The 22,590-nt window shown below is 51.0% G+C and carries 27 protein-coding genes; 17 read left to right on the top strand and 10 right to left on the bottom strand.

Going from position 1 to position 22,590, the window contains the following annotated elements; translation table 11 throughout:
• Positions 1 to 9 precede the first annotated feature (9 nt).
• Positions 10 to 1,908 carry a BglG family transcription antiterminator gene (locus I2G61_RS10055; protein WP_072683031.1) on the bottom strand — a complete coding sequence of 633 codons (1,899 nt, stop codon included), beginning with the start codon at positions 1,906 to 1,908 and terminating at the stop codon, positions 10 to 12.
• 181 nt (positions 1,909 to 2,089) lie between these two features.
• Between I2G61_RS10055 and I2G61_RS10050 the strand changes: the two genes are divergently transcribed.
• From I2G61_RS10050 to I2G61_RS09995, 12 genes are all read left to right on the top strand, one after another.
• Positions 2,090 to 2,404 carry a PTS sugar transporter subunit IIB gene (locus I2G61_RS10050; RefSeq protein WP_072683032.1) on the top strand — a complete coding sequence of 105 codons (315 nt, stop codon included), beginning with the start codon at positions 2,090 to 2,092 and terminating at the stop codon, positions 2,402 to 2,404.
• A 24-nt stretch (positions 2,405 to 2,428) separates the two neighbouring features.
• A complete protein-coding gene (locus I2G61_RS10045) occupies positions 2,429 to 3,784 on the top strand; it encodes a PTS sugar transporter subunit IIC (RefSeq protein WP_195548238.1) in 1,356 nt (451 codons plus the stop codon).
• Between the two features lie 23 nt (positions 3,785 to 3,807).
• Positions 3,808 to 4,122 carry a PTS lactose/cellobiose transporter subunit IIA gene (locus I2G61_RS10040; protein WP_006057311.1) on the top strand — a complete coding sequence of 105 codons (315 nt, stop codon included), beginning with the start codon at positions 3,808 to 3,810 and terminating at the stop codon, positions 4,120 to 4,122.
• A gap of 243 nt (positions 4,123 to 4,365) precedes the next feature.
• The gene (locus tag I2G61_RS10035; protein ID WP_195548237.1) at positions 4,366 to 5,808 is read left to right on the top strand and encodes a family 1 glycosylhydrolase; all 1,443 of its coding nucleotides are present in this window, start codon (positions 4,366 to 4,368) and stop codon (positions 5,806 to 5,808) included.
• Positions 5,792 to 6,409: a YitT family protein gene (locus I2G61_RS10030; RefSeq protein WP_195548236.1), complete on the top strand. Its 618-nt coding sequence runs from the start codon at positions 5,792 to 5,794 to the stop codon at positions 6,407 to 6,409. The genes I2G61_RS10035 and I2G61_RS10030 overlap by 17 nt, the downstream gene beginning before the upstream one ends.
• Positions 6,397 to 7,083 carry a hypothetical protein gene (locus I2G61_RS10025; RefSeq protein ID WP_195548235.1) on the top strand — a complete coding sequence of 229 codons (687 nt, stop codon included), beginning with the start codon at positions 6,397 to 6,399 and terminating at the stop codon, positions 7,081 to 7,083. The genes I2G61_RS10030 and I2G61_RS10025 overlap by 13 nt, the downstream gene beginning before the upstream one ends.
• Positions 7,084 to 7,520: 437 nt before the next feature.
• A complete protein-coding gene (locus I2G61_RS10020; RefSeq protein ID WP_072683036.1) occupies positions 7,521 to 7,859 on the top strand; it encodes a PadR family transcriptional regulator in 339 nt (112 codons plus the stop codon).
• Positions 7,856 to 8,539: a permease prefix domain 1-containing protein gene (locus I2G61_RS10015; protein ID WP_072683037.1), complete on the top strand. Its 684-nt coding sequence runs from the start codon at positions 7,856 to 7,858 to the stop codon at positions 8,537 to 8,539. Before I2G61_RS10020 ends, I2G61_RS10015 begins: the two co-directional genes overlap by 4 nt.
• Positions 8,536 to 9,078 carry a hypothetical protein gene (locus tag I2G61_RS10010; RefSeq protein WP_072683038.1) on the top strand — a complete coding sequence of 181 codons (543 nt, stop codon included), beginning with the start codon at positions 8,536 to 8,538 and terminating at the stop codon, positions 9,076 to 9,078. The genes I2G61_RS10015 and I2G61_RS10010 overlap by 4 nt, the downstream gene beginning before the upstream one ends.
• 42 nt (positions 9,079 to 9,120) lie before the next feature.
• On the top strand, positions 9,121 to 9,387 hold the full coding sequence (locus I2G61_RS10005; RefSeq protein ID WP_195395784.1) for a hypothetical protein: 267 nt from the start codon (positions 9,121 to 9,123) through the stop codon (positions 9,385 to 9,387).
• A 113-nt stretch (positions 9,388 to 9,500) separates the two neighbouring features.
• Positions 9,501 to 10,208, top strand: coding sequence for a zinc metallopeptidase (locus I2G61_RS10000; protein ID WP_083538343.1), 708 nt, complete (start codon positions 9,501 to 9,503; stop codon positions 10,206 to 10,208).
• A gap of 87 nt (positions 10,209 to 10,295) precedes the next feature.
• Complete coding sequence (locus I2G61_RS09995) at positions 10,296 to 10,754, top strand: hypothetical protein (RefSeq protein ID WP_195548234.1); 459 nt, start codon at positions 10,296 to 10,298, stop codon at positions 10,752 to 10,754.
• A gap of 42 nt (positions 10,755 to 10,796) precedes the next feature.
• Here the strand turns inward: I2G61_RS09995 and I2G61_RS09990 are convergent, their stop codons facing one another.
• Positions 10,797 to 11,138, bottom strand: coding sequence for a hypothetical protein (locus I2G61_RS09990; protein WP_039863535.1), 342 nt, complete (start codon positions 11,136 to 11,138; stop codon positions 10,797 to 10,799).
• A gap of 201 nt (positions 11,139 to 11,339) precedes the next feature.
• On the opposite strand from I2G61_RS09990, the gene I2G61_RS09985 reads away from it, so the two are divergent.
• Both I2G61_RS09985 and I2G61_RS09980 read left to right on the top strand, forming a co-directional pair.
• Entirely contained in the window at positions 11,340 to 11,813 is a 474-nt protein-coding gene (locus I2G61_RS09985) for a ribonuclease domain-containing protein (protein WP_195548233.1), read from the top strand.
• Positions 11,810 to 12,142: a barstar family protein gene (locus tag I2G61_RS09980; RefSeq protein ID WP_229056757.1), complete on the top strand. Its 333-nt coding sequence runs from the start codon at positions 11,810 to 11,812 to the stop codon at positions 12,140 to 12,142. Before I2G61_RS09985 ends, I2G61_RS09980 begins: the two co-directional genes overlap by 4 nt.
• Positions 12,143 to 12,504: 362 nt before the next feature.
• Here the strand turns inward: I2G61_RS09980 and I2G61_RS09975 are convergent, their stop codons facing one another.
• The 7 genes from I2G61_RS09975 to I2G61_RS09945 form a co-directional block, all read right to left on the bottom strand.
• On the bottom strand, positions 12,505 to 13,371 hold the full coding sequence (locus I2G61_RS09975) for a PTS system mannose/fructose/sorbose family transporter subunit IID (protein ID WP_072683044.1): 867 nt from the start codon (positions 13,369 to 13,371) through the stop codon (positions 12,505 to 12,507).
• Positions 13,372 to 13,373: 2 nt separating this feature from the next.
• On the bottom strand, positions 13,374 to 14,162 hold the full coding sequence (locus I2G61_RS09970; protein ID WP_072683045.1) for a PTS sugar transporter subunit IIC: 789 nt from the start codon (positions 14,160 to 14,162) through the stop codon (positions 13,374 to 13,376).
• A gap of 18 nt (positions 14,163 to 14,180) precedes the next feature.
• On the bottom strand, positions 14,181 to 14,672 hold the full coding sequence (locus I2G61_RS09965) for a PTS sugar transporter subunit IIB (protein WP_072683046.1): 492 nt from the start codon (positions 14,670 to 14,672) through the stop codon (positions 14,181 to 14,183).
• Between the two features lie 19 nt (positions 14,673 to 14,691).
• Positions 14,692 to 15,372: a PIG-L deacetylase family protein gene (locus I2G61_RS09960; protein ID WP_195395781.1), complete on the bottom strand. Its 681-nt coding sequence runs from the start codon at positions 15,370 to 15,372 to the stop codon at positions 14,692 to 14,694.
• Between the two features lie 50 nt (positions 15,373 to 15,422).
• Complete coding sequence (locus I2G61_RS09955) at positions 15,423 to 16,364, bottom strand: GNAT family N-acetyltransferase (protein ID WP_195395780.1); 942 nt, start codon at positions 16,362 to 16,364, stop codon at positions 15,423 to 15,425.
• A gap of 158 nt (positions 16,365 to 16,522) precedes the next feature.
• Positions 16,523 to 17,236: a GntR family transcriptional regulator gene (locus tag I2G61_RS09950; protein WP_072683049.1), complete on the bottom strand. Its 714-nt coding sequence runs from the start codon at positions 17,234 to 17,236 to the stop codon at positions 16,523 to 16,525.
• Between the two features lie 71 nt (positions 17,237 to 17,307).
• A complete protein-coding gene (locus I2G61_RS09945; RefSeq protein ID WP_195395779.1) occupies positions 17,308 to 17,655 on the bottom strand; it encodes a hypothetical protein in 348 nt (115 codons plus the stop codon).
• Between the two features lie 457 nt (positions 17,656 to 18,112).
• On the opposite strand from I2G61_RS09945, the gene I2G61_RS09940 reads away from it, so the two are divergent.
• The 3 genes from I2G61_RS09940 (at position 18,113) to I2G61_RS09930 (ending at position 21,283) form a co-directional block, all read left to right on the top strand.
• Complete coding sequence (locus I2G61_RS09940) at positions 18,113 to 18,763, top strand: hypothetical protein (RefSeq protein WP_195395778.1); 651 nt, start codon at positions 18,113 to 18,115, stop codon at positions 18,761 to 18,763.
• Positions 18,764 to 18,827: 64 nt separating this feature from the next.
• Entirely contained in the window at positions 18,828 to 20,180 is a 1,353-nt protein-coding gene (locus I2G61_RS09935; RefSeq protein WP_195548232.1) for an MATE family efflux transporter, read from the top strand.
• Entirely contained in the window at positions 20,180 to 21,283 is a 1,104-nt protein-coding gene (locus I2G61_RS09930; protein ID WP_195548231.1) for a metallophosphoesterase, read from the top strand. The genes I2G61_RS09935 and I2G61_RS09930 overlap by 1 nt, the downstream gene beginning before the upstream one ends.
• Positions 21,284 to 21,434: 151 nt before the next feature.
• On the opposite strand, the gene I2G61_RS09925 is transcribed toward I2G61_RS09930, so the two are convergent.
• A complete protein-coding gene (locus I2G61_RS09925) occupies positions 21,435 to 22,538 on the bottom strand; it encodes a radical SAM/SPASM domain-containing protein (protein ID WP_195395777.1) in 1,104 nt (367 codons plus the stop codon).
• Positions 22,539 to 22,590: the final 52 nt, after the last annotated feature.

Below are 22,590 nucleotides of genomic sequence, written 5' to 3'. Positions count from 1 at the left end.
ATCCCTCCTTTAGAACTGACTGAACTTTGCCATGAATTCATCATAATTTCTCGTTTCCAACAATTCAAAAGCCAGATGACTATTTTGAATAATTTTGGAGATTTTATCAAAGAAAATCCGTGTCAATGCCTGATTCTCATTGATACAGACCAAGAAAATAATCTGAACCGGTTTCGCATTCCACGTCACCGGTTTTTTCAGCTTGCAGATGGAGATAAAATTCGGCAGCTGTTCCGGGTTTAACGGATGCGGAATCGCAATTTTATTATTATATTCGGTTGTCCCCATGCGCTCCCGGGCGGCGACGGAATCATAGAAATTCGCAGGCAGCGGCAAACTTTTTCGAATGTGTTCAATTTGTTTCATCAAGGCTTCCTGCCGTGAAGAAGCGCTGATTTCCAGATACAGCTCGGGACGGATCAGTTTGTCCAGATGAAACTTCTCATTCAGATTGTTCAGCAGCAGGCGCAGGATATGCAGATCATTCTCCGAAAGACTTGGCTGGATTTTTAACGTCGGTTTATCGAAACGCAAATTCATTTCCGTGGCATTAAGAATCACGTCGAACTTTTTCAGTTCCTCTGCATCCAGCGATTTCGCATCGAACAGCTTGACCAGATTGATAAAATCCGCCAGCGTTTTGTTCAGCCGGTAAGCGATCAGCTTAAACAAACTGGAAATATCGTTGGAGATCACGGCGATATTCACTTTTACCCGCGCTTCCGGGCCCCGCTCCAGAGCCAGCGCGATGTGCAGCGTGAAGTACATGATTTCTTCCTCGGACACCGCAATGCCATATTTTCTGGGAATAAACGACAGGCCGCAGACTGCCAGCTCGTTGGCGAACGGAAACTCGTCGCGGATCGACGACAGATTCGACTGCGTAACCTGCATGTTATTTTCCAGCCGGTGCAGAAACGGCACGATGTGCGTTAAGAGATTCGCCCGCAGATCCTTATCCTCAAACAAATCGATTTTTGACAGCTTCAAGATATTGCGCAGAAATAAATTATAAAAAACAACGGCGTCCTGCGGCAGATCCTCGCCCAGACTTCCATGATCGGCGTTGATTTTCTTTTTCCCGTTGATATGGAAGGCAAAATAACACAGCTCCGCTTCCGGCAGCGACACATGGAAAATTTCCTCAATCGAGCGGTTGATATCAATCGCTGTTTTGTATTCCAGCGACTGCCGCATGGCTTCGCTAACTTCCTGATTGATGATATTGTTGGTTTCCACGCGGTTGATCGCGATCAGAATATGCAGCGACAGCGCGCTGCAGGAATCGGCGGTGATTGAAATGTTGGCATTCATCAGTGATTCCGCGATGACGTGCTGAATCAGGCTCAGCTGCTTCGATTTGTAACTGGTCTCCTGCGGCAGAAAGTCGATGATTCCGCTGATCGACGCTTCCTTGGACAGACATCGGCGGATATCCTTTTCCTTGCCGGTGATCCGATAGCCGTTGCTGTGACTGTGCTGCAGCGTCAGATGATAGCGTTCCAGCGTCGGCTTCAGCTCCTTGAGATCCTTGCGCAGCGAGGAAGGAGAAATATAAATTTCATCGGCCAGATCGTATAAATTGAGATATTCATTTTCTGTGATCAGCCGGGCAAGCAGATATTTTTTGCGGTTTTCCGGAGAGCCGACGTCATTGACTTCCCCCACGCTTAAAGACTGGACATAATGATTGAATTTATCCGGATCGTAAACGATCAACACCGATCCTGATCCGCGCTTGATTAAAATATCAGCTCCGTTTTCCATCAATTCATCCTTGAGCTGATTGATGTATTTCAACAATGTCTTGACGCTGACGTTCAGCGTAAAAGCCAGCGCCGAGCTGGACAGCGGTTCCGAGGAAGCCATCAGCTTCTGAAGCAGAATCAGCCGGTCTTTTTCGTACATAAAACGCCCCTCTTTTCTTTTTCATTATAAACAATTATAAAATTTGAAATTGCCTTTATCTTCTTTAACACAAAGGTAAATTCTTCAAATAAAGTTTACCTTTTCGATAGGGAACTCCTTTCCTACACCGTTTTCTTTCCGGTGGTATAAATAAATCAGAAGCCAAGAGGAGGGTAACGCAATGAACATTTTACTGGTCTGCGCCTGCGGTTCCAGCACCAGCGTCGTCTTGCAGAAAATGAAAGAAAACCTGACAAGCGACGAACCGTGGACAATCGAAGCAAAGTCGTTGTCGGAGGCGAAGAAGGTCATGGGGAAATATGACTATGTCCTGCTGGCGCCGCAGATCCGCTATCAAATTAAAACGGTGCAGAGTCTGGCCGAGCCGTATGAGGGTTTAACGGTCATGAATATTGAACCGGCAGACTTCGGCCGCTGCAACGGCAAGGCGATTCTGGATCAGATTCGCCGCTGCGAACAGGCAAAACAAAAATAAAAGGGAAAAGGGGGACTTTATTCCATGGCGAAACAACAGCACGAAAAAAAGAAATTCCTCGACCGGTTTGAAGAATTATGTATGCCGATGGCGACCTTCTTCGGAACCGAACCGCACTTTCTGGCGCTGCGCGACGGCGTTGTCAGCGCGCTGCCGTTTACGTTTGTCGGCGGCATTGCTTTCTTAATCTATAAGTGCCCGTGGCAGGAAGGCTACGCGACCGGCGTTGGTTTCTTTGATGCCTTTATGAACGCCTGGTTCCAGATGTCGACGAACTTCAAGGACATCTGTTACGCGCCGTATGGAGCGACGCTGGGCATCATCTCGATTTTTATCTGTTTCACCGTAGCGTATTCGCTGGCCGAGCATTATAAAAAGAACGCCGTCAATTTCGCGGTGTGCGCAACCTCGATATATCTGTTGATCGCCTCACCGGTTATTTCCGGCGCGATGTCGATTGCCTATTTAGGCTCCGTCGGCATTCTGGTCGCCTGTCTGGTCGCTCTGGGATCGGTGGAAATCATGCGGATTTCGATTGAGAAGGGCTGGACGATTCACATGCCGCCCAGCGTCCCGCAGGTCATTGAGAATACGTTCAGTACGATTTTCCCATATGTCTACGCGTTGATACTCTTCTATGCGCTGAGCGTGATTTCCCAGCTGGCTTTCGGCAAGCTGCTGCCGGAGCTGTGGCAGTACATCTTCACGTTAATTACCGTGGCGGTGGAAAATCCGGTCGCCGTCACCGTGCTGACCGCGTTTGAAAACCTGTTGTTCTCGTTCGGCATTCATCCGACGACGGTCGTCGGGCCGCTTCTGGATCCGCTCCAGCTGGTCACGCTGACTGCCAATGCCGAAGCCTTCGCGGCCGGTACCGCGCTGAACGCTCTGCCGCACGTCTATACCCAGTCGTTCTGGGCGTATTATTCCTGCATCGGCGGAGCGGGCTCCACGCTGGCCTTGTGCGCAATGTGCGTCAAGAGTAAGTCGAAACAGCTCAGCGCCGTCGGCAAGGTGGCGATCGTCCCGTCGCTGTTCAATATCAACGAGCCGGTGATCTTCGGCCTGCCGATCTTCCTGAATCCGATTCTGGTCATTCCGTTCATGTTAGCGCCATCGGCCAATATTCTGTTAGGCTGGCTGTGTACCTCGCTGGGGCTGGTCAATCATTCGTTCCTGTTTTTGACCTCGACAACGCCGACCGTGCTGGGCGCGTTCATCTCGACGCTGGACTGGCGCTCCTGCCTGTTAGTCGTCGTGATGTTCGCCATCGACTGGGTGATCTATTATCCGTTCTTCAAGATCTATGAAAAACGCTGCATCGAGCAGGAAAGCGGGGAAGCCGCTGAGTTGGAAGCGTCCGCCAACGCATCCGCATAAGACAAAAGAAACGAGGCAGAAACATGACCGATATCAAAATGACAGCTTTTGAAATTATCTCGTATGCCGGGGACGCAAAAAGCTCTGCTTACGAAGCGCTGGAAGCGGCGAAACAGAATGATCATGCCGGCTATGAAGCGAAGATGGAAGAAGCGGAAAACAAAATTAACGAGGCTCATAAAGCGCAGTACGCGATGCTTCAGGAGGAGGCTGCCGGACAGATGCACGCCGAGTTTTCGATTATCGTCGTGCATGCTCAGGATCATTTGATGACAACGATGGCGACGATTGATCTGATCAAAGAGCTCAGCGAACTGTATTTCCTGCGGCACGCATAAACGACAGACAGCTGCCTGCATCTCAGGCAGCTTCTTTTCCAATCAGACTATTTCAGGTCAGACTATTTCAGACTGAACAAGCAAGCGGCGGAAGGGTCGCCACGAAAGCGGGTAGAAATACACAAAACAAAAGGTGAAAGTAAAACGCAAAATTAAAAACGGAAGTAAAACAATATAGTGAATCGCGAAAGCAGAATATAGAGTAAAAACGCAGAAGTCAAAAACTTGAAGAAGGAGGAAGCGATGAAACACGGATTTCCAGACGATTTTTTATGGGGCGGCGCGATTGCGGCCAATCAGGCAGAGGGGGCATGGCAGGAAGGCGGCAAAGGGCTGTCCGTACCCGACGTGGACTGGCACAATCCCCATTTAGTCCGCGGCGGCAAGCGCGATGCGGATTCAGAAATGACCAGCACCCGGTTAAATGAATTATTAGCGATCAGGGAGGACTGGCAGTTCCCCAAGCGCAGCGGCATTGATTTTTATCACACCTACAAGGACGATCTGGCGCTGATGAAGCAGCTGGGACTGAAAGCCTTCCGCACCTCGATCAACTGGGCGCGGATCTATCCCAACGGCGACGACGAGCAGCCCAACGAAGAAGGTCTGCAATTCTACGACGACCTGATCGACACGATTGTAGCCAATGGCATGGAGCCGATCATTACGCTGTTTCATTACGAACTGCCGTTAAAGCTGGTGACGGAATACGGCGGGTGGCGCGATAAACGCCTGATCGACTTTTACGCCCGCTTTGCCCGGACTTGTTTTGAGCGCTATCGGGGAAAGGTGAAATATTGGATTCTGATCAATCAGATCAACCTGATTTATGTCGAATCGTTTAATTCTCTGGGTATTCTGTGCGATCAGGTCGACAATCTGGAAGAAGCGAAATATCAGGCGATTCACAATCAGTTTGTGGCCTGTTCGCTGGCGACCAGGCTGGGACGGGAGATCGATCCGGAATTCAAGCTCGGTATGATGATTTCCGATCATAATTGCTACCCGGAAACCGCGTCGCCGGAGGATGTGTTCAGCACCCTGCAGAAAAATCAGATGAGTCAGTTCTTCTATGGCGACGTGCGGATCCGCGGACAGTATCCGGGCTATGCGCTGCGGTATTTTGAGGATCATCAGCTGAACATTGTGATGACGCAGGAGGAACTGGATCTGATTCACAACTATACTGCCGATTATATGGCATTCAGCTATTATTACTCGCGGATGAATTCAGCGGTTCACAACACAGCGGATCTGAATGATATCTCCCGTAATCCGCTGCTTCCGGCTTCGATTTGGGGCTGGTGCGTCGATCCGCTGGGACTGCGCAATTCGCTCAACGTGTACTATGACCGCTACCAGCTGCCGCTGATGATCGCGGAGAATGGACTGGGAGCGCTGGATGAGCTGAAAGCAGGAACGGTTGAGGATGATTACCGGATTGATTATCTGCGTGAGCATCTTAAGGCAATCAAGGAAGCGATCCGCGATGGCGTCGAGGTGTTCGCTTACTGCGCATGGGGACCGATTGATATTGTCAGCTGCACGACCAATGAAATGTCCAAACGTTATGGGTTTGTGTATGTCGATCTGAACGACGACGGCACAGGCAGCCGGAAACGGTTTAAGAAAAAGAGCTTTGACTGGTATAAGCGGGTGATTGAAACGAATGGAGCGGATCTCTAGCCTGTCGTGGAAGACAGCGGTTCTGGCAGCGCTGGCCGGAGTGGGCATCGGCGCGGGTGTCGGCTTGATCTTAAACGCGAATATCGGTTCGGACACGGTCACGGTTTTCCAGGATGGGCTGCATTGCCAGCTGCATATCAGCTATGGTCAGGCGTCGCGGCTGTATAATCTGGTTTTGATTGCGGCGGCGTTTCTGACCGCGCGGAACTACTTCGGGGCCGGTACTGTGATTTCAGCGCTGGTCACCGGCTTCGCGATTGACGGCACAGTGGCCCTGACCGGCAGTCTGATCGCCGGGTTTACTCTGCCCGGACGCCTGCTTGTCTTCCTCCTCGGGCAAATGGTATATGCGTTCAGCCTCGCGATGTTGATCCGCTGTCAGCTGGGCATGAATGGACTGGACAGCCTGCTTCATGCGGCCCAGGCCCGCTTGGGCATATCGTATTCGATTCTGCGCTGGGGCGCGGATCTGGCACTGACGGTGCTGGGCTGTCTGGCCGGCGGCATCGCGGGCGTCGGTACGGTGATTTCCATTGTCACGACGGGCCCGCTGATCCATCGGTTTCAAAGAGGAAGGAGGACTGAATCATGCTCAAATTGATTTTGTTGTCGATCCTGGGTGTCGCGGGGCTGGCGCTGCCGCTCACGTTGATTCTCACGGCGAAAGAGAAACCGAAAATCCCCGGCGTCTTGTTGGGAGCCGCATTTTATTTAACCGCCAATCTGTTCTTGAATGTGTTTAAAAATGCCTGGTCGCTGAATCTGGATACGCCCACCTCCACGGTCTTTTATTTGATCACGGCGGTCTTGACCTGGACGCTGACCGCCGCGTTGTTTTTTCGCCGTTTTCGTCCGGCTTCGCTCGGCAGAATCAGTCTGATTTATGGCGGCTATGCGCTGATCAATACGTTTGTCGTGACGATGGCCAGCTATTCTCCGCTGATTCAGTATGGTTTACTGGAGGTCAGCGGTCAGACTGCCCAGCTTCCTGCGGCATCGGCCGCGATATTGAGCGCCGCTTATGCTTCTCTTGGTCCGCTGGAGCTAATTCTGGCATTAATTGAACTGGTGGTGGTTTTCCTGATTCTGGCCCAGCTGTTCCGGCGGTTATTCGCAGATGATTCGGTGAAGCGGCTGGCGGAGTTTGGTCTGGGATTGTTCCTTTTGATGGTGATTCAATATGGAAAATGGGGAATGCTCGTCAGCTTCATCGCCTATGGAATGGAGCTTGCGGGACTTCTGACACTTGGTAAACAAAAGAAGTTGAAACCATGAATGAAACAACATCTGCTTTTCCTTTCGATTTTATCTGAGGCGAAGTCTTTGCGGTAAATCAGAGGGAAGACGACAGGCAAGCTGAGGGCAAGGGCGTTTGTCTGGGGGATATCAATGAATGTGTTGAAAATCTGCCGCGGGATCAGAAATGCAATACCGAAATGATGATAATACGGATTCAGGAAGCGCTGGCGCGAAAAAACAGATTTTCCCCCAAAGCTGCGGCACATCTGTTTTTTATCTGGATTGAAATGAGGGGAAGTGGCTGAATCTAATGGTAAGCTGTGTGCTTGAATCATCAGGAACACAGCTTTTATTTTGGCATCGAATCCTCTTGATCACAAAGCATGAAGTATTGATAGATAATGCCTTGTTATACCTTGAAGAACTATGTATAATAGAAGCATAGAAATTCTAGGTATGGAAGGAGGTTGTTTATGAATTATGATAAAGGCTTGATCGCCGGCAGTTCCGCTTTGTTGGTATTAAGTTTGTTGAAGGAACAGGAACGCTACGGCTATGAATTGATCAAGACGCTCAAAGACCGGTCGAATGACGCGTTTGATTTTAAGGAAGGCACATTGTATCCGATTCTGCACAAAATGGAAAATGAAGGCTGGATCCGTTCGGTAAGCAAAACGGTGAACGGGCGGACGCGCCGGTACTATACCATTACGGCTCGGGGCGTCAAGCAGCTGGAAGCTCAGCAGGAACAGTGGGAAAGCTTTTCTTCCGCAGTCAATCAGGTGCTTTCGTTTCAGGGCAGCGGATCATGAATCCGATTGAGACTTATGTCCAAGCCGTAACGGCGCAGGTTCATTTCTTTCTGGACCGCGGCAGAATCGGCGATGAATTGCGCGCTCATCTGCAGGACAGCGTTGAGGATCTGATGCAGGAAGAGGGCTTAACCCTGGAACAGGCGCAGGCGGAAGCGGCAGCGAGAATGGGGGATCCACAGGCCGTTGGGCGGGAACTGAACCGAATTCATCATCCGCTTTTAGGATGGCTCTGGCTGATCACGATGTCCTGTGCGGCGATTGCCGGGATTGTCTTCGTTTATTTATTGCTTACTGCAGGATGGAATGAAATTCAATACCTTTTGCCTATGACCCCTGAACATGCCGAAAAGATCGCGACCGTAAATGAAAAGATTGAATTAGCCGGACATACCGTGACTTTGGACGCCCTTTGGAAATCTGATGAAGGCGAGTTGATCTTAACGTATCATATCCGCAATAAGCTGTCCTATTCTCGTTCCGGCTGGTCGGTGAACTTCTTCTCTATCCAAAATGGAGACGACAGCCTTCCAGTTTATCCTTATTTTGAAGCGACCTCTTTCTTCGGCTCGAAAGGGATGCTTACTTTTACAGCGCCGGCTTCCGATGTAATTGAGCTTTCCTTGATCGACGGACAGCGGGTGTCGTTAGACCTGAAGGAATGGGAGCTGAAAAAATGAAACGGAAAAGAGAGATTGTGGCAGGCATAGCCTTGATTCTGATCACACTTGTATTGTTGGGATGGATTAGCGGTTATTATCTATCACCCCAGGCATGTGTGGAAGATTCGCTGCGGGGACTGTATTTCAGCCCGGCTGAAAAGATCGACGAGGTTCAAATTGGGGATCGTTATTATTATCTGTATGCGAACGATCATCAATATGCGCTGCATGGCGCTGAGAAGACGGCAGGTATCTTTTATATCACGACCGGAGGGAGCACACACAATGATTATGCGGATGCTGACGAAGCATTTCAAATCGACGGACTGAGTGATGGGAAAAATCAGTTGTTTGTCATCCATCGCAGCCAGCCTGAAATCATGAAGGTGGAAATGGATCCCGGTAAAGGCCGGCCAGTAATTGTTTTTGATCAATGGGAGCATGATTTTTCAATCAAGATCCAGCAACTGGAAAACTCTGAAGAGGCGACATGGGAGGGAACCTACCGGGCCTATGATGCGCAGGGAAACCTTGTTGAGGAACAGATCTATCCGTGATCCTCTGCAACAAAAGAAATCGAGGGAAACAAGATCAACCTTGTGATGAATCCGGAGGAAGCCTGTGATCTTCAAAGGATGGAAAACGACGGAATTTATATGGCAGTGATCGTGCGCAGGGATCCGCGTGTAGATCGGGTGGAAGCCCAGCTGAATAACGGTTTGACGTGGACTGTGGAACAGGGACATGATGATTTTGCGCTGATCACCTTGGAAATTCCGGAGGCGTCTGTTTCCTGTTGGCCGGGGATCTATCGAGCTTTAGATAAGGATAAGCAAGTTTTAATGGAAAGAACGATTCCTGGTTAGTTTCGTTATAAAATTCCCGGTTTGTCACCGGGATTGACAAAGCCGTGCGGTTGTCTAGTGGAAAGTATCGTAAAATCGTGTAGAATAAACCTGCCTGATAGGGAGGAATGTTTATGTTCTACGCATTTTACGATATTTTTTATTTGCTGGTTCTGGCGGCGATTGGATTTTCCATGTGGGCCAGCGCCCGGGTGAATTCGACGTTCCGCACATATAGCCAGCAGCGCACGCGCAACGGGATGACCGGCTATGACGCGGCACGGGAAGTGCTGGATGCCAACGGTTTGTATGATGTCCGGATCGAGCGGATATCAGGAAATCTGACCGATCATTTCGATCCCCGCACGAATGTCATCCGGTTATCCGATTCAGTTTATGGTTCTGCTTCCACCGCCGCGGTCGGTGTGGCCGCGCATGAAGCTGGACATGCGATCCAGTATGCCCATGGATATGCACCGTTAAGGATTCGCAACGCGATCATTCCGCTGACGAATATCGGTTCCCGGATGTCCACGCCGTTGATTTTGATGGGATTGATTTTCTCCAATATGGGGCGCTCGGCGATCACGATCGCGTATATCGGCGTGGCTTGTTTTGCATTGAGCGTTGTGTTCCAGTTGGTCACACTGCCGACTGAATTTGACGCCAGCCACCGGGCAGTGGCCGCGATTGAAAACTGCGGCTTATTGACAAGCGAGGAAGTAGGCTCAACCAAGAAAGTGCTGTCAGCGGCGGCGATGACGTATGTTGCGGCGCTGGCGGTCGCGATTACACAATTTCTGCGTCTTTTGAATATCGTTCAGCGCAATGACCGGCGCTAAGCGGACGTGCCGGTGAATCCAGAAAAGAAAAGAATCCGGCCGCAGAAACGAAAACTTCAGGCCAAACACAGGGGGCCGGAAACCTTTTTGGACTACCCGATTACCCGGGGCGGAGTTCTGGCCGACGCCTGGCTGATTCCGAGCGAGGAAGCAGAAGCCTGTGTCCGCCGGCGGGAAGCTTGCGCTGCCCAGCTGATGGCCGAAATAAAAACCTTCTGCAGCCGCGACTTTCGGGATTTAGCGCAAACGGAAGACGACGAAGTTGTGTGGGGCGATGCGGTGTTCGGCGCCGAACGCAGCTGTCCGATCTTTCTGGACCCGCAGATGGTGGAGAACGCGATGGAAGCGGCGAAGAAAAGGAACTGCGGAAATTTATTCTGGAAAGCAGCGGATTGGCGGAGTTCGCAGCCCAGCTCCACTCCAATTCTCAGTTGTAACTGGATCGACTCACTTATCATTTTCCCCAGCTTGGAAACTGAAATAAAAAAGCAGCCTGAGATTTCCTGTTGCAGGAAGTTTCAGGCTGTTTCTCGCCAGGCCAGCTGAGCTTGCTCAGATTAAGGCTTAGGGATGTGGAAAGAATCTTCTTTATTTAACCGTCTGGAATTCTTTTCGTTCAATTTCCTGCGGTGCTTCGATTTCGCGGGCGAGGGTGTGCTCCGTCAATTCGGAAAGCAGCTTAAGCTTCTTGTTGATCAGCGGCCGCATGCAATTCGGTACATGTTCCTGATGGGCGCGGTGAATGGCGACGCATTCCTTGCAGTTGCCATGATAGCGGCAAGCTTTCCGGCAAGGACAATGGTCCTTTTCCTTGTACTCTTCACGGAAAGCGGCGGCGAATTCTTCCTGAAGCGCCAACCCGGCCTGACGATTGCCGTTATGGAATTGCTCCATCGCGGCGAGTTCTTTTGGATTTCCTTCGATGATCATCAACAAATCCCCTCTTTCTTTGTTTACCTTCCGCGGCAAACAACGCCCCTATTTTAACACTGGAAAAAGGAGGACTTCAAGGGATTCCTTATAAAAAGAGGAGGGAAGGGGAAGCATAACTTATTTTGCCGTGAAACAGAGAAGAATGGACTTTGCGTTCTTCTCTATTTTGTTTTATGATGTTAAAAAAGGAGCGTGTTTATGAAACTGCGATTTAAATTAGGCTTGGCATTATGGGCGATGCTGAGCTTGTTGGGATGTGCTTCGACGCCGGTGCCGCAGATCCCGCCGGCCACTTCCCAGCCGATGGAAGAAACAATAACGGTTCAGGAGGACGGCTGGTATTCCACGAAGGAGGAAGTCGCGGAGTATCTGGAAACCTATGGACATCTGCCGGAGAATTACATCACGAAAAAAGAAGCTCAGGCGTTGGGCTGGGATAACGCGAAAGGAAATCTGTGGGACGTGGCCGAAGGCAAATCCATCGGCGGCGACCGCTTCGGCAACCGCGAAGGTTTGCTTCCCAACGCTCACGGCCGGACTTGGTATGAATGCGACATTGATTATCAAGGCGGTTATCGGGGAAAGGAACGCCTTGTCTTTTCCGATGATGGTCTGATCTATTATTCGGATGATCATTACGCAAGCTTTGAAGCGGTGAGGGGAAACGAATGAAGCGCGCTTTGATTGACGGACGCGAATGCCGGGATAAACAGACGCTGCATCGGCAGCTTAAAGACCAGCTTGCCTTTCCCGATTATTATGGAAATAATCTCGACGCTCTCTATGATATTTTAAGCACCGCGCAGGAACCTTTTGAAATTGAATTAATAAATAGGGAGGAACTGATCGGAAATTTAGGCGGCTATGCGGACGCGCTGCTTGCGACCTTACAGGACGCCGCCGCAAACAATGCTTTCCTTCATCTATCCGGCGTGACAACGCCGGCAGAGAATGTTGGTAATCAGGCAGAAAGTCAAAATCAAACCGATCATGAATCGTGAAGAGCTTTCCGCTAATTGTGTCAGAGAGTTTGTGTACGACGGTACAGAATACCAGCTGATCAGCTCGATGAGGTCCAGAAGTGCATTAAGGCTGTTCAGGCAAGAAATGCGGATGAATGTCTGCACAACCCGATGAGGAAAGCGACTGAGAACGTCGATCAGATTGCGGTTCGCAAACGAATGCGAAACATCAGCGTCGCGCAGCCTTGTTTCCCATTTTAAAACAGAGAGTACAGATTAGATCAGGGCAGCGCGTCACCGCTGTCCTTTTTCCACAAAAAAACTCAGCGCTGTGAGTGAAGCAGCGCTGAGAGTGTTTCCTCATCTGTCCAAAAGAGGATGGATGAATTCAGTTTACGGATTTACGCGTAGAAACCGGTGGCATAACCGATGAAGGTCAGGACACACGCCAGAACAAGGATCAGCCCCATCAATTTCAACGGCGACCATTTCTTCTTCGCATACAAACCATAGACGCCTAATGTCAGGCCCAGCGGCAGGATCTGCGGGAAGATGGAGTTCAGTACGGAATCGGCGTTGAACAGCACCTGGCTTTCCAGGATCGTGTTGGTCGTGGCGTCATAAACGTCTTTGACGATCTGAATCGGCAGCGTGCAGGAAACGAAGGAAGCGGTCAGGGCGCCGACGACGATCAGGCCCAGCACGGTCATCGTGTCCGTCAGTAAATTCAGCCGGCCTGTCGCCATAAACGTCTGCATCCCTTCCAGTCCGGACTTATAGCCCAGCTTGAACAGAAACCAGCTCAGCGCGCAGGTGCCGATCGGATAGACAAGCATGTAGATGACCGGTCCCAGCCAAAGCATATTGGCGGAAGCCTGAGAGATCGACAGGCAGATTGTCAGCAGGATCGGGATGATCGTCGCAACCCACAGCGAATCGCCGATGGCGGATGTCGGGCCGATCAAGGCAACTTTGACGCTGCTGATGAGTTCCGGAGTACACTGACCATTGGCATTGGCCTCTTCCAGACCGCAGACGATGCCGTTGCAGATGGAACCGACCTGTGCTTCAGTATTGAACAATGTGATATGACGCTGCAGCGCAGCTGCCCGTTCTTCTTTCGTGTCGTATAATTCTTCAATGACCGGGGCCATCGCCTGACCGAACGCCATGCCCAGCATTGATTCTGCCTGCTGGGAACAGCCGTTCCAGAAAAACCACGTCCGGAAGGATTTCTTTAATGTTTTTTCACTGATTTTCTTAGCCATGATTAAGCTCCTTTCCGATCAGCCAACGAGGAGGCTGCGACATAGTAGAGAACCGCGGTGATGATCGCGACAACCGCGACCGCCATCGTGCTTAAACCGAAATAAGTGACGAGAATGAATCCGGCTAAGAAGATGACGATGTGATATTTCTTCTTTAATAAGAACGATAAGATGATGCCCATTCCCAACGAAGCCATCATGCCGCCGAAAATGCTCAGTGCGGTGGTGACCCAGCCCGGAATCAGCGTTGCGAAATCAGCCTGGCCGGAAGCTGCGGTCATCGACGTCAGAACGAGCACCGCCGGAACAAAACGGCATAAGAAACCGATTGCCTGACCCATGAAGACGTTTGGAACGATCATTTTGCGGGTATCCCCGGCTTCCGCATATTTTGCGGCAACCCGGTTCAGCGGCAGGTTTAGGGCATACGACAAATTCCACATGACCTGGCCGACCAGTCCGCCGATCCCGGCGAAGACCACAGCCAGACCGATCGTTCCGGTCGCGTCCATCCCCTGACCGAAGACGATCGCCGCAGCGACGCCGATGTAGGTGGCATACGATAAGTCCCAGGCAACCGCGCCGCCCGGCGTGACGTTGCCCATATACATGATCTGTAACGGAATTCCGACGACCATGGCGGTCTGAATATCCCCTAAAATGACGCCGACGACCAGCGCCGCGACTAACGGACGGCCTAAAGTGTACCAGCCGATAGTGTTGCCGACGATAGAACCGATGGATCCCAGATACACAAAGATTGCGATCAGGATGATTTGAATGATTGACATAATTACCCCTCTGACTTTCTATTCAATCGTTTTGCGGAAAGCGTCCCAGCTTGTCCGGGTAGTGTTCGGCAGCTGTTGGAAGCAGACGTCTGCGCCTTTGGCGCTCAAGGCGTCGATCACTTCCACGTCCTGCTGGCTGAGATAGAAGATGCCGGTTGCGCCGGAAACCTTATGCACGGAATCCGGACGTTTGGCAATGTTGCCCAGCATCACGAAGTCAGCTTTCAGCACGGTGTCTTCCAGTTCTTCCAGCTGCTTTGGGAAGCGCACGATGACCAGCCGGTTGGTGCCGCTGTCCTGGCTTAACAGGCTGCGGGCTTCCTCCGTGGTGACAATGTGCGTTTTATAAAGCGGCGGCACGCTCATCGTCATGATCGATTTCAGCATTGGATTTTTGGCGCTTTCATCGTCGATCGCAATGATTTCCTGGATCGCCAAGGTCGGACACCAGGCGACGATGGTCTGGCCGTGAATCAGCCGGTCATCGACGCGGACTACAATTTTACCCATGGTTATTTCTCCTCTCTTTTTACCACAGCTGCGGTTCGATCAGACTGGCGTACATATACGCGACGGTATAGCCGCTGTTGTTGGATTCGATCTGGCGGACTTTGCCGATCGTCGGATAATACTGCTGGTAAGGAAAGTCGTTGACCTCGCCGCGGAAGACGGCGTATTCCTTCATTGCGTCGTACCATTGGGTCACTTCCTCTGGATTCAGCGTGAAGTAGGCCTGCGGAAGGAAGCCGACGAGATCCTCAAACGTTTCGCCGTAGACCAGGCGGATCGGATTGCCTTTTTCACGCAGCCGCTTGACGGCGGTGACGACGGCGTCGTGAGTGTTGATGTGCCGCGGATGCATTGAACCGCGCCAGTGCGTAATGACCAGATCGACTTTCTCATCGACGAAATACTGTTCCATCCGCTGAGCGAAGTCCTCCAGCGAAGGCATATTGCTGGAAACGTAGCCAAGCCAGATCGTGTCGGCGCCCAGCTTTTCCGCAGCTTTCTGATTCATGGTCAAGAGATCTTTGAGATACTGCTGCTTCGCTTCCTTCGTCGCGGCCGGATCTTCCAGCCGTCCCTGAGTGACGTGGATCAGCGTGCAGTGCGCGCCTTGCCGGGCATATTTGAGGATCAGCGGTCCGCCCATCAGCTCGGCGTCCAGCGAATGTGCGCCGATGCTGACGACGCGTTGGATTGATGTCATAATGTGTTCTTCCTTTCTTTAATAGAGCATGCTTTTCGTGCGGATTTCGGTTAATCCAAATTCTTGCGGTAATCGGTGAAGGTGCGGAAAACGGTGATTCCATGACGCTGGTAGAAACGGCGTCCCGGTGCGTCGGTGGAGACGAAATACATGTGATAGATACCGCGCTTCTCCATTTCCAGCTGCATCAGATCGAGCAGGATGCTGCCTAAGCCCCAGTTGCGCTGACTGGCCATAACACCGATCGGACCGAACCGCATCGGATTGCCGTCGATCTGACGCATGCAGAAGCCGGCGAGCTGATCGTTTTGATCCACGCACAGCAGCACGTTGTCTTCCGCCAGATTGTTCTGCATACTGATCAGCAGGTTGCGCTTCCAGCCGCCGCCGAATTCCACCTTGGCAAATTCAAGCAGGTCGACGCAATATTTCCAGCTGAACGGAATGAACCGGAAACCAGCGGCTTCGGCTTTCGCCTTGCGGGCCAGCGCCGCTTCATCGAGCTGGTAACCATGCAGATCCTTGCACATCGAGTAACTTTCCTCGCCGCTTTGATAGCCCATTGCATCAAAGAAGGCGGCCGATTCCGGATAGTTCTGCTTGTCGATGCCTGGGAAGAAATAATTCGGGCTGTACGCGGCGACCGTGACGTTTTTAGCGCCGCGCGCCTTCATGTCGGCTTCGGCTCTTTCGACTAAAGCCCGGCCGATTCCCTGACGGCGATGTCCGGCTTCGACGAATAAGACGTTGATCCAGCCCCGGTCCGGCTCCGTTCCCCGTTCCAGATAAGGAAACTTGCGGCGGGTGGCCAACAGGAAGCCGACGACTTTCTCATCCGCCATCGCCACATAGCACAGCGATGGATCGAAGTTGTCGTCCAGCAGCGCCTGCTTGCGGAATTTCTGTAAGGTCAGCGGATCGCAGGGCAGACAGGCGTTCCACAGATCAACAACCGCCTGTTCATAGCACTGGTTATAATTCTGAATTTCCATAGATCTTCATTCCTCCTCAGTCAGTATATTAACGAACAATCTCAATTATCTTATAATATTGATATGTTAACATATTAACTGATTTCATTATACGGTGCAGCCTCGCAATATGCAAGCCCTTTCAGTCAAAAAAAGAACATTCTGTCGAAGAATGTCCTCTACATTTTGATATTGACGGTGACGGAATACCAATCTTTGTTGAAATACGTTTCCGCATATTCGATGATTTCATCGCGCTGATCAAAGGTCAGCCGCTTAACGAAGAACGTCGCGGCATTCTTGCGGATGTTCATGAGCCGGGCGATCTCGGTGTTGCCGATCTCGCGCACTGAGTAATTTTCATTTACCCAGACCGGCGTGACATTGACCTGAGCCAGCGTTTTATAGAAGGATCTGGTTTCGTAGACAGTCTGTGCCTGTTCCAGCGAAAGCAGACGGCTGTCGACAAACGAACTTTGATAGGCGATCGGCTCGTCGTTAGCCAGGCGGATTCGCCGGACGCAGACGATCGGCTGATCGGGATCAATCGTTAGTTTCTCAGCAATCTGAGCGTTGGTGATCAGTTCGATTTTATCCACATGCATGTCAATCTGGTATCCCTGCTGAAGCAGTTCGTCGCTGAAACTGAGCGAAGTCAGTCCGCGGATCATCTGCTTCTTGGCGACAAAGGTGCCCAACCCTTGAATACCGGTGAGATAACCCTCGTTGATCAAATCGGTAAATGCCTTGCGGACCGTGATCGTCGAGACATTATATTTTTTTTTCAGCACGGATTCACTGTCGACCTTATCGCCCGGTTTCAGCTGGCCGGATTTGATGGCAGCGATGATATCCTGTTCGATTTGGAAATACTTGGCGACCTTGTATTCCATTTCTCTTCACTCCTTAACTTAATATGTTAACTTATCTGGATTATAGCAGATTCCGATTTTAAAAGATAGAGTCATTCCCCGGAAAACAGGATTTCGACCAATCCCCAGCCGCTAAGGACCATCGAGGCGTCACTGATCAGGAACAGGTGGAAGGCGATAAACCGCGGGCCTGTTAATGAAATCAGGAAAGTCAGGATCAGCCCGGCGATCAGGGCGGCGATCAGAGAAGCCCCGGAAATATTGCGGAAATCTTTGCGGTGAAAAACAAGCCCGCAAAGCAATCCAAAACAGAAATAGGCCCCGATCACGGCCTTTGGATTAAACAGAAGCAAAGCTTTGCGGTGTTGATTGAGCGCCAACATCAGCGCAGACAGCCCTGCGGCGGCAAGCAGGGTAAAAGCTGAATTCTTGATCTTCATCTTAATCCTTCCTTTCTTTGTATTGGATGAAAGGGATCTCGTCTTTGCCTGTTAAACTGAGGCATCCGAAAACTTGGAAACAGGAGTTACTGGAAGAATCTGATGATTAAGGCTGGTCAGTTTCTCCATGAGGATTTTATGGAGAGAAACAGAAGCAACAATTTTAAAATTAAGGTGGAATAGTTTTATTCTGACACGCTGCACGTTTGAACGAACGTAAAGATTAAACGAAAACAAATCATTTTATAGCCTTATTATACCATTTCCAGAGGGGATGGGAAGCAAAGGAAACGCAGAGATTTTGAAACAGGAGAAATCCGGCGTTTTATTTATGACCGCTGCGATTTTATGGGGGAAAACGGAATTTTTACCGGTATAAGAAGTTTGCTTTTCCTGCCCGTTAGGACTATGATAAGGGGTATTGAAAAGCGGATGCAGGGCGAAAGGGGCGGTAAGGATGACGGCGATTTTATTTCCGGAAGCGATGTGTTTGGTGGATCCTGCCAGCGGTCAGGTGAGTTGGGGCGCGAATCAGGAATGGTATGGTGATTTGTGGCAGCGCAAAGCAGGCTGCGGACCAACGGCTGCGGCTTCGCTCCTCTTTTATCAAAAACAGAAACAGCGGTTGATGCACAGGCAGCCGCTGTTATCCAGCCGGCAGAATTTACTGGATCAGATGAATGAGCTGTGGAATTATATCACGCCCGGTCATGGCGGGGTAAACCGGGTCTCGATGTTTACCGAAGGATTGGAGAAGTACCGTGCTGAAGTCAAAGAAAACTTTAAAGTTCAGGCGCTGGAGGTCGCGGAGGATCCGGCCCAAAGACCGCAGTGGACGACGGTCAGCCAGTTTCTGGAGGAAGCCCTGAAGCGGGATGAACCGGCGGCGTTCCTCAACCTGTGCGCGGGGGAGGAAAAGCGGATCGACGACTGGCACTGGGTGATGATCAGTGCACTGGACCCGCAAACCGGCGTGGTCACCTTTTTTGACGAAAGTCAGATCAAGGAAGCGGATCTTTCGCTGTGGTTAAGAACAACGACGAAACGGGGCGGATTCGTGACGTTGCGCTGGCCTGCGCCGGGAATGGAAATGGCCGGGAAGGATTAACAATTTTCACAAAGTGGATTATAATTACTCTTAATAAATAGAAAAGCAAACAAGGGGGAAAGGCATGGCATCGAAACAACGTGGACTCATGACTTCCGGCGTGATCTGGAAAGAACTTTTATTATTCTCAATTCCGTTATTGCTGGGAAATTTATTCCAGCTGCTCTACAACACGGTCGACTCGATTGTCGTCGGCAACTTTGTCGGGCATCAGGCGCTGGCTGCCGTCGGTGCGAGCACGCCGCTGATCAACATGTTGATCGGATTTTTTATGGGCGTCGCCGCCGGCGCGGGTGTTCTGGTTTCGCGGTTCTTCGGCGCGCGGAAGCTGGAAGAGCTGCATATTGCGGTGCATACGTTTGTGGCGTTTACATTTTTGTTCGGCGTGCTGATGATGGTGGCCGGGATTACGCTGACGCCGCTGTTTCTGCAATGGATGGGGACGCCGGCGGATATCATGGAGATGGCGGTGCTGTATCTGCGGATTTATTTTCTGGGGATCATCCCGACGATGTTGTATAACTCCGGGGCCGGCATCCTGCAGGCTGTCGGCGATTCGCGCCGGCCGCTGTGCTTTCTGACGATTGCCAGCGTGCTGAATATCATTCTGGACCTGGTGTTTGTCATCCAGCTGAACATGGGCGTGGCCGGGGTGGCCTGGGCGACGCTGATCGCGCAGACGGTGTCCTGCATTCTGGTGGCGGTCACGCTGCTGCGGTCAAAGGAAAGCTACCAGATCATCCCGAAGAAAATCCGGATTGACAAGCCGATGCTGATGCAAATTGTGCGGCTGGGAATTCCCAGCGGTCTGCAGCAGATGATCGTTTCCTTCTCCAACGTGCTCGTTATGTCATATGTCAACCGGTTTGGCTCGGCAGCGATCGCCGGTTTCAGCTCGGCGAACAAGTTTGATAATTTCCTCGGTCTGCCGGTCAACAGCTTCATGCTGGCAATCACGACGTTTGTCGGACAGAACATGGGTGCGAATCAGATTGAACGGGTTAAAAAGGGCATTACCACCTGTATCTTTATGGGAATCGGCATTGTCATCGCGATTGGAATTCCGGCCTATCTGTTCTCGGATCTGTGCATTCGGATGTTCTCACAGGAAGCGGACGTGATTTATTATGGATCGTGGATGATGCGCACACTGGTGCCGTTCTATTCGATTCTCAATGTGGCGCAGGTGCTGACCGGCGCGGTGCGCGGAACGGGCAATACGACTGTGCCGATGCTGGTCAACGTCTTCTATTACTGCATCATCCGGCAGATATTCCTGGCGGTGGCGATGATGTTTGTCAATTCGATCGTCGTCGTGTTCTGGAGCTATCCGCTGACCTGGACATTGTCTGCCGTGACGTTGTTTCTTTATTATCAGCGGGGAACCTGGCTGAAACACAGCGGAGTCCGCGGCTGATGCTGGATCGTTCACAGCTTCGAATTCAGGATCTTCATTCCCATCGGGCGCTTTTCATTTCGGATATCCATGGTGAAAAAGACTTGCTGGAAGCTTTGTTGAAAAAGGCTGACTATGTTCCGGGGAAAGATTTCCTGTTTCTGTTGGGGGATCTGATTGAGAAAGGCAGCGCCAGTCTGGAAACGCTGCGGCTGGTGATGACACTGGCCCGCAACGAACGGGTTATCGTGTTAAAGGGAAATAATGATGAAGCGGAACAACTGCTGGAAGATAAAATACCGCTGCCGATGAAGTTGAGTTATCTGCGGACGCGGCGGTCGCTGATCAGCGAGATGGCTCGAAAACAGGGCATGACAATGGATGAAAAGACCGATTTTCAGGCTCTGCGTCAGCGCTTGACGGGCGCGTATGCCGCGGAATTTGCGTTTTTGCAAGAGTTGCCGCTGATCGCTGCGGGTCCGGGTTATGCTGCGGTGCATTCCAGTATTCAGGACCTTCAGCATTTGTTAAATAACGATCCGCGCCTGATTTTAAAAGATAATGATTTTTTGTTGAAGTCTGCCGTGGGATTTCCGTTCCCGGTGATCGTGGGCCACATGCCGACAGTGGCGCTGAGTGACAGACAGGGAAATTGCGGCGTGCATTTTCTGAAAGATCGGAATATCCTGGCGATCGACGGCGGATGCGGAATGCATGCGCATGGTCAGCTGAATGCCCTGATCGTTCACAACGGCGACTTTCAGCAGTTTCAGACGGTCAGCGTGGATCGTTTGCCGCGGCGGCGGGTTGTTGCCGATCAAGCGGGCACGCCGAAGGATCAGCAGGTATTCGTGCGGTATTTTGAAAGTGAAATCGAAGTGCTGAAGGAAGCTGGCGAATTTCTGCGCGTGCGGCATCAACGAACTCACCGGCTGTTGGAAATCCCCCGAAGTGCGCTGCGGATGATCGACGGCAAGCCGCATTGTTTTAACAGCACAAGCTGTTGGCTCTCTTTGCGTCAAGGGCAGGAAGTGGCGGTTATTCAAACCTTTGCCGATCGGTCGTTCTGCAAAAGAAACGGTCAGCTGGGCTGGGTCGCAAATGCCGTGCTGGACATCCGGTAAAACAGGAATAATGCGGGCAGACGGCGGAGAAAACCGTCTGTTTTTTGGAGGTCAATTAAAAAGTCAGCTGGAGAGCTGACTCAAAATTTATTTCATTCCCATTATTCGATGCTTTTTTGTTTTGTTTCTTTAAACGATGATCGTTTTATGTTTACGCTTGTCTGCGCAGGATCATCGCCAGCTGTGTCAGAATCGCTTCATGTTTCTGAATGAACGCCTGATAACCACAGAATTCCTCGTCGAAGTAACAAATATTCAGGCGCTTGCACTGACCGTGGCAGATTTGTGCATAGCGGCAGGTTTCGCAAAGCTTTGTTGATCGACGCGGCCCCTGCAGGAAGCCGGACAGGATCTTTGATTTCGATAAATCCGCCAGGCTGCAATCCCGCAGATTGCCCAGTTTGTATTCGTCCAGCACATAGAAATCGCATGGATAGACGCTGCCGTCGCTCTCTACGACAAACTGCATGCTGCAGAAGCCCAGAAAACCGCATTGCTGCGGCGGGACACCGTCGAACAGCGGAATCAGATTATCAAACAAGGTCACGCTGATGTAGTGATCTTGTTTTAATTCTTCCAGCCACAGCTGGAAAAATTCATCATAAAACCGGAAGAAGGTCTGCGGCGTCAGGGAATAAGGATCGTTCTGATCCTCCAGCGGCGGCAGACAGGGAATGAGCTGGATATAATCGAGATGCTGTTTCAGATAGAAATCAAATAATTCTTTCGGATGCTCCGCCAGCTGACGGGTTAATACCGTCAGAATGTTGAAATCAATCTTTGCCTGACGCAGTTTTTCAATGTTTTCCAGAATGCGGGCAAACGTTCCCTGACCTTTGGCATCCGGGCGCATCGCATCGTGATGCGCGGCGTAGCCGTCCAGCGATACCCCGACTAAAAAACGATTCTGTTTCAAAAAGCGGACCCATTCGTCATCGAGCAGTGTCGCGTTGGTTTGCAGCGCGTATTGGATTTGGTGGTAGCTCTTCTTCTTCAGGTTGACCCGGCGGATAAACCGGCGGAAATAGTCCAGCCCCGCCACAGTGGGTTCCCCACCCTGAAAGGCGAAGGTGATCGTCGCTTCTTCACGGAAGAAGCCCAGCGTCTTGTCGATCAGAATATTCATCGTTTCTTCGCTCATCACGCCGTAGGAAGGAATCTTTCGGTTTTCCGCGACGTCGCAGTAAAAACAATAACGGCAGCGCAGGTTGCATAAGCTGGACGCCGGTTTGATTAACATCGAAAAGTATTTCATAGAGTGACCTCATTTCTACTTGCTTTTTCTTTTAGAGTGATCAATATTCCGC

It is taken from the genome of Holdemania sp. 1001095H_141210_F2, from assembly GCF_015558105.1.
GTDB lineage: Bacteria > Bacillota_I > Bacilli_A > Erysipelotrichales > Erysipelotrichaceae > Holdemania.
This window is presented reverse-complemented; position numbering and strand designations above follow the sequence as displayed.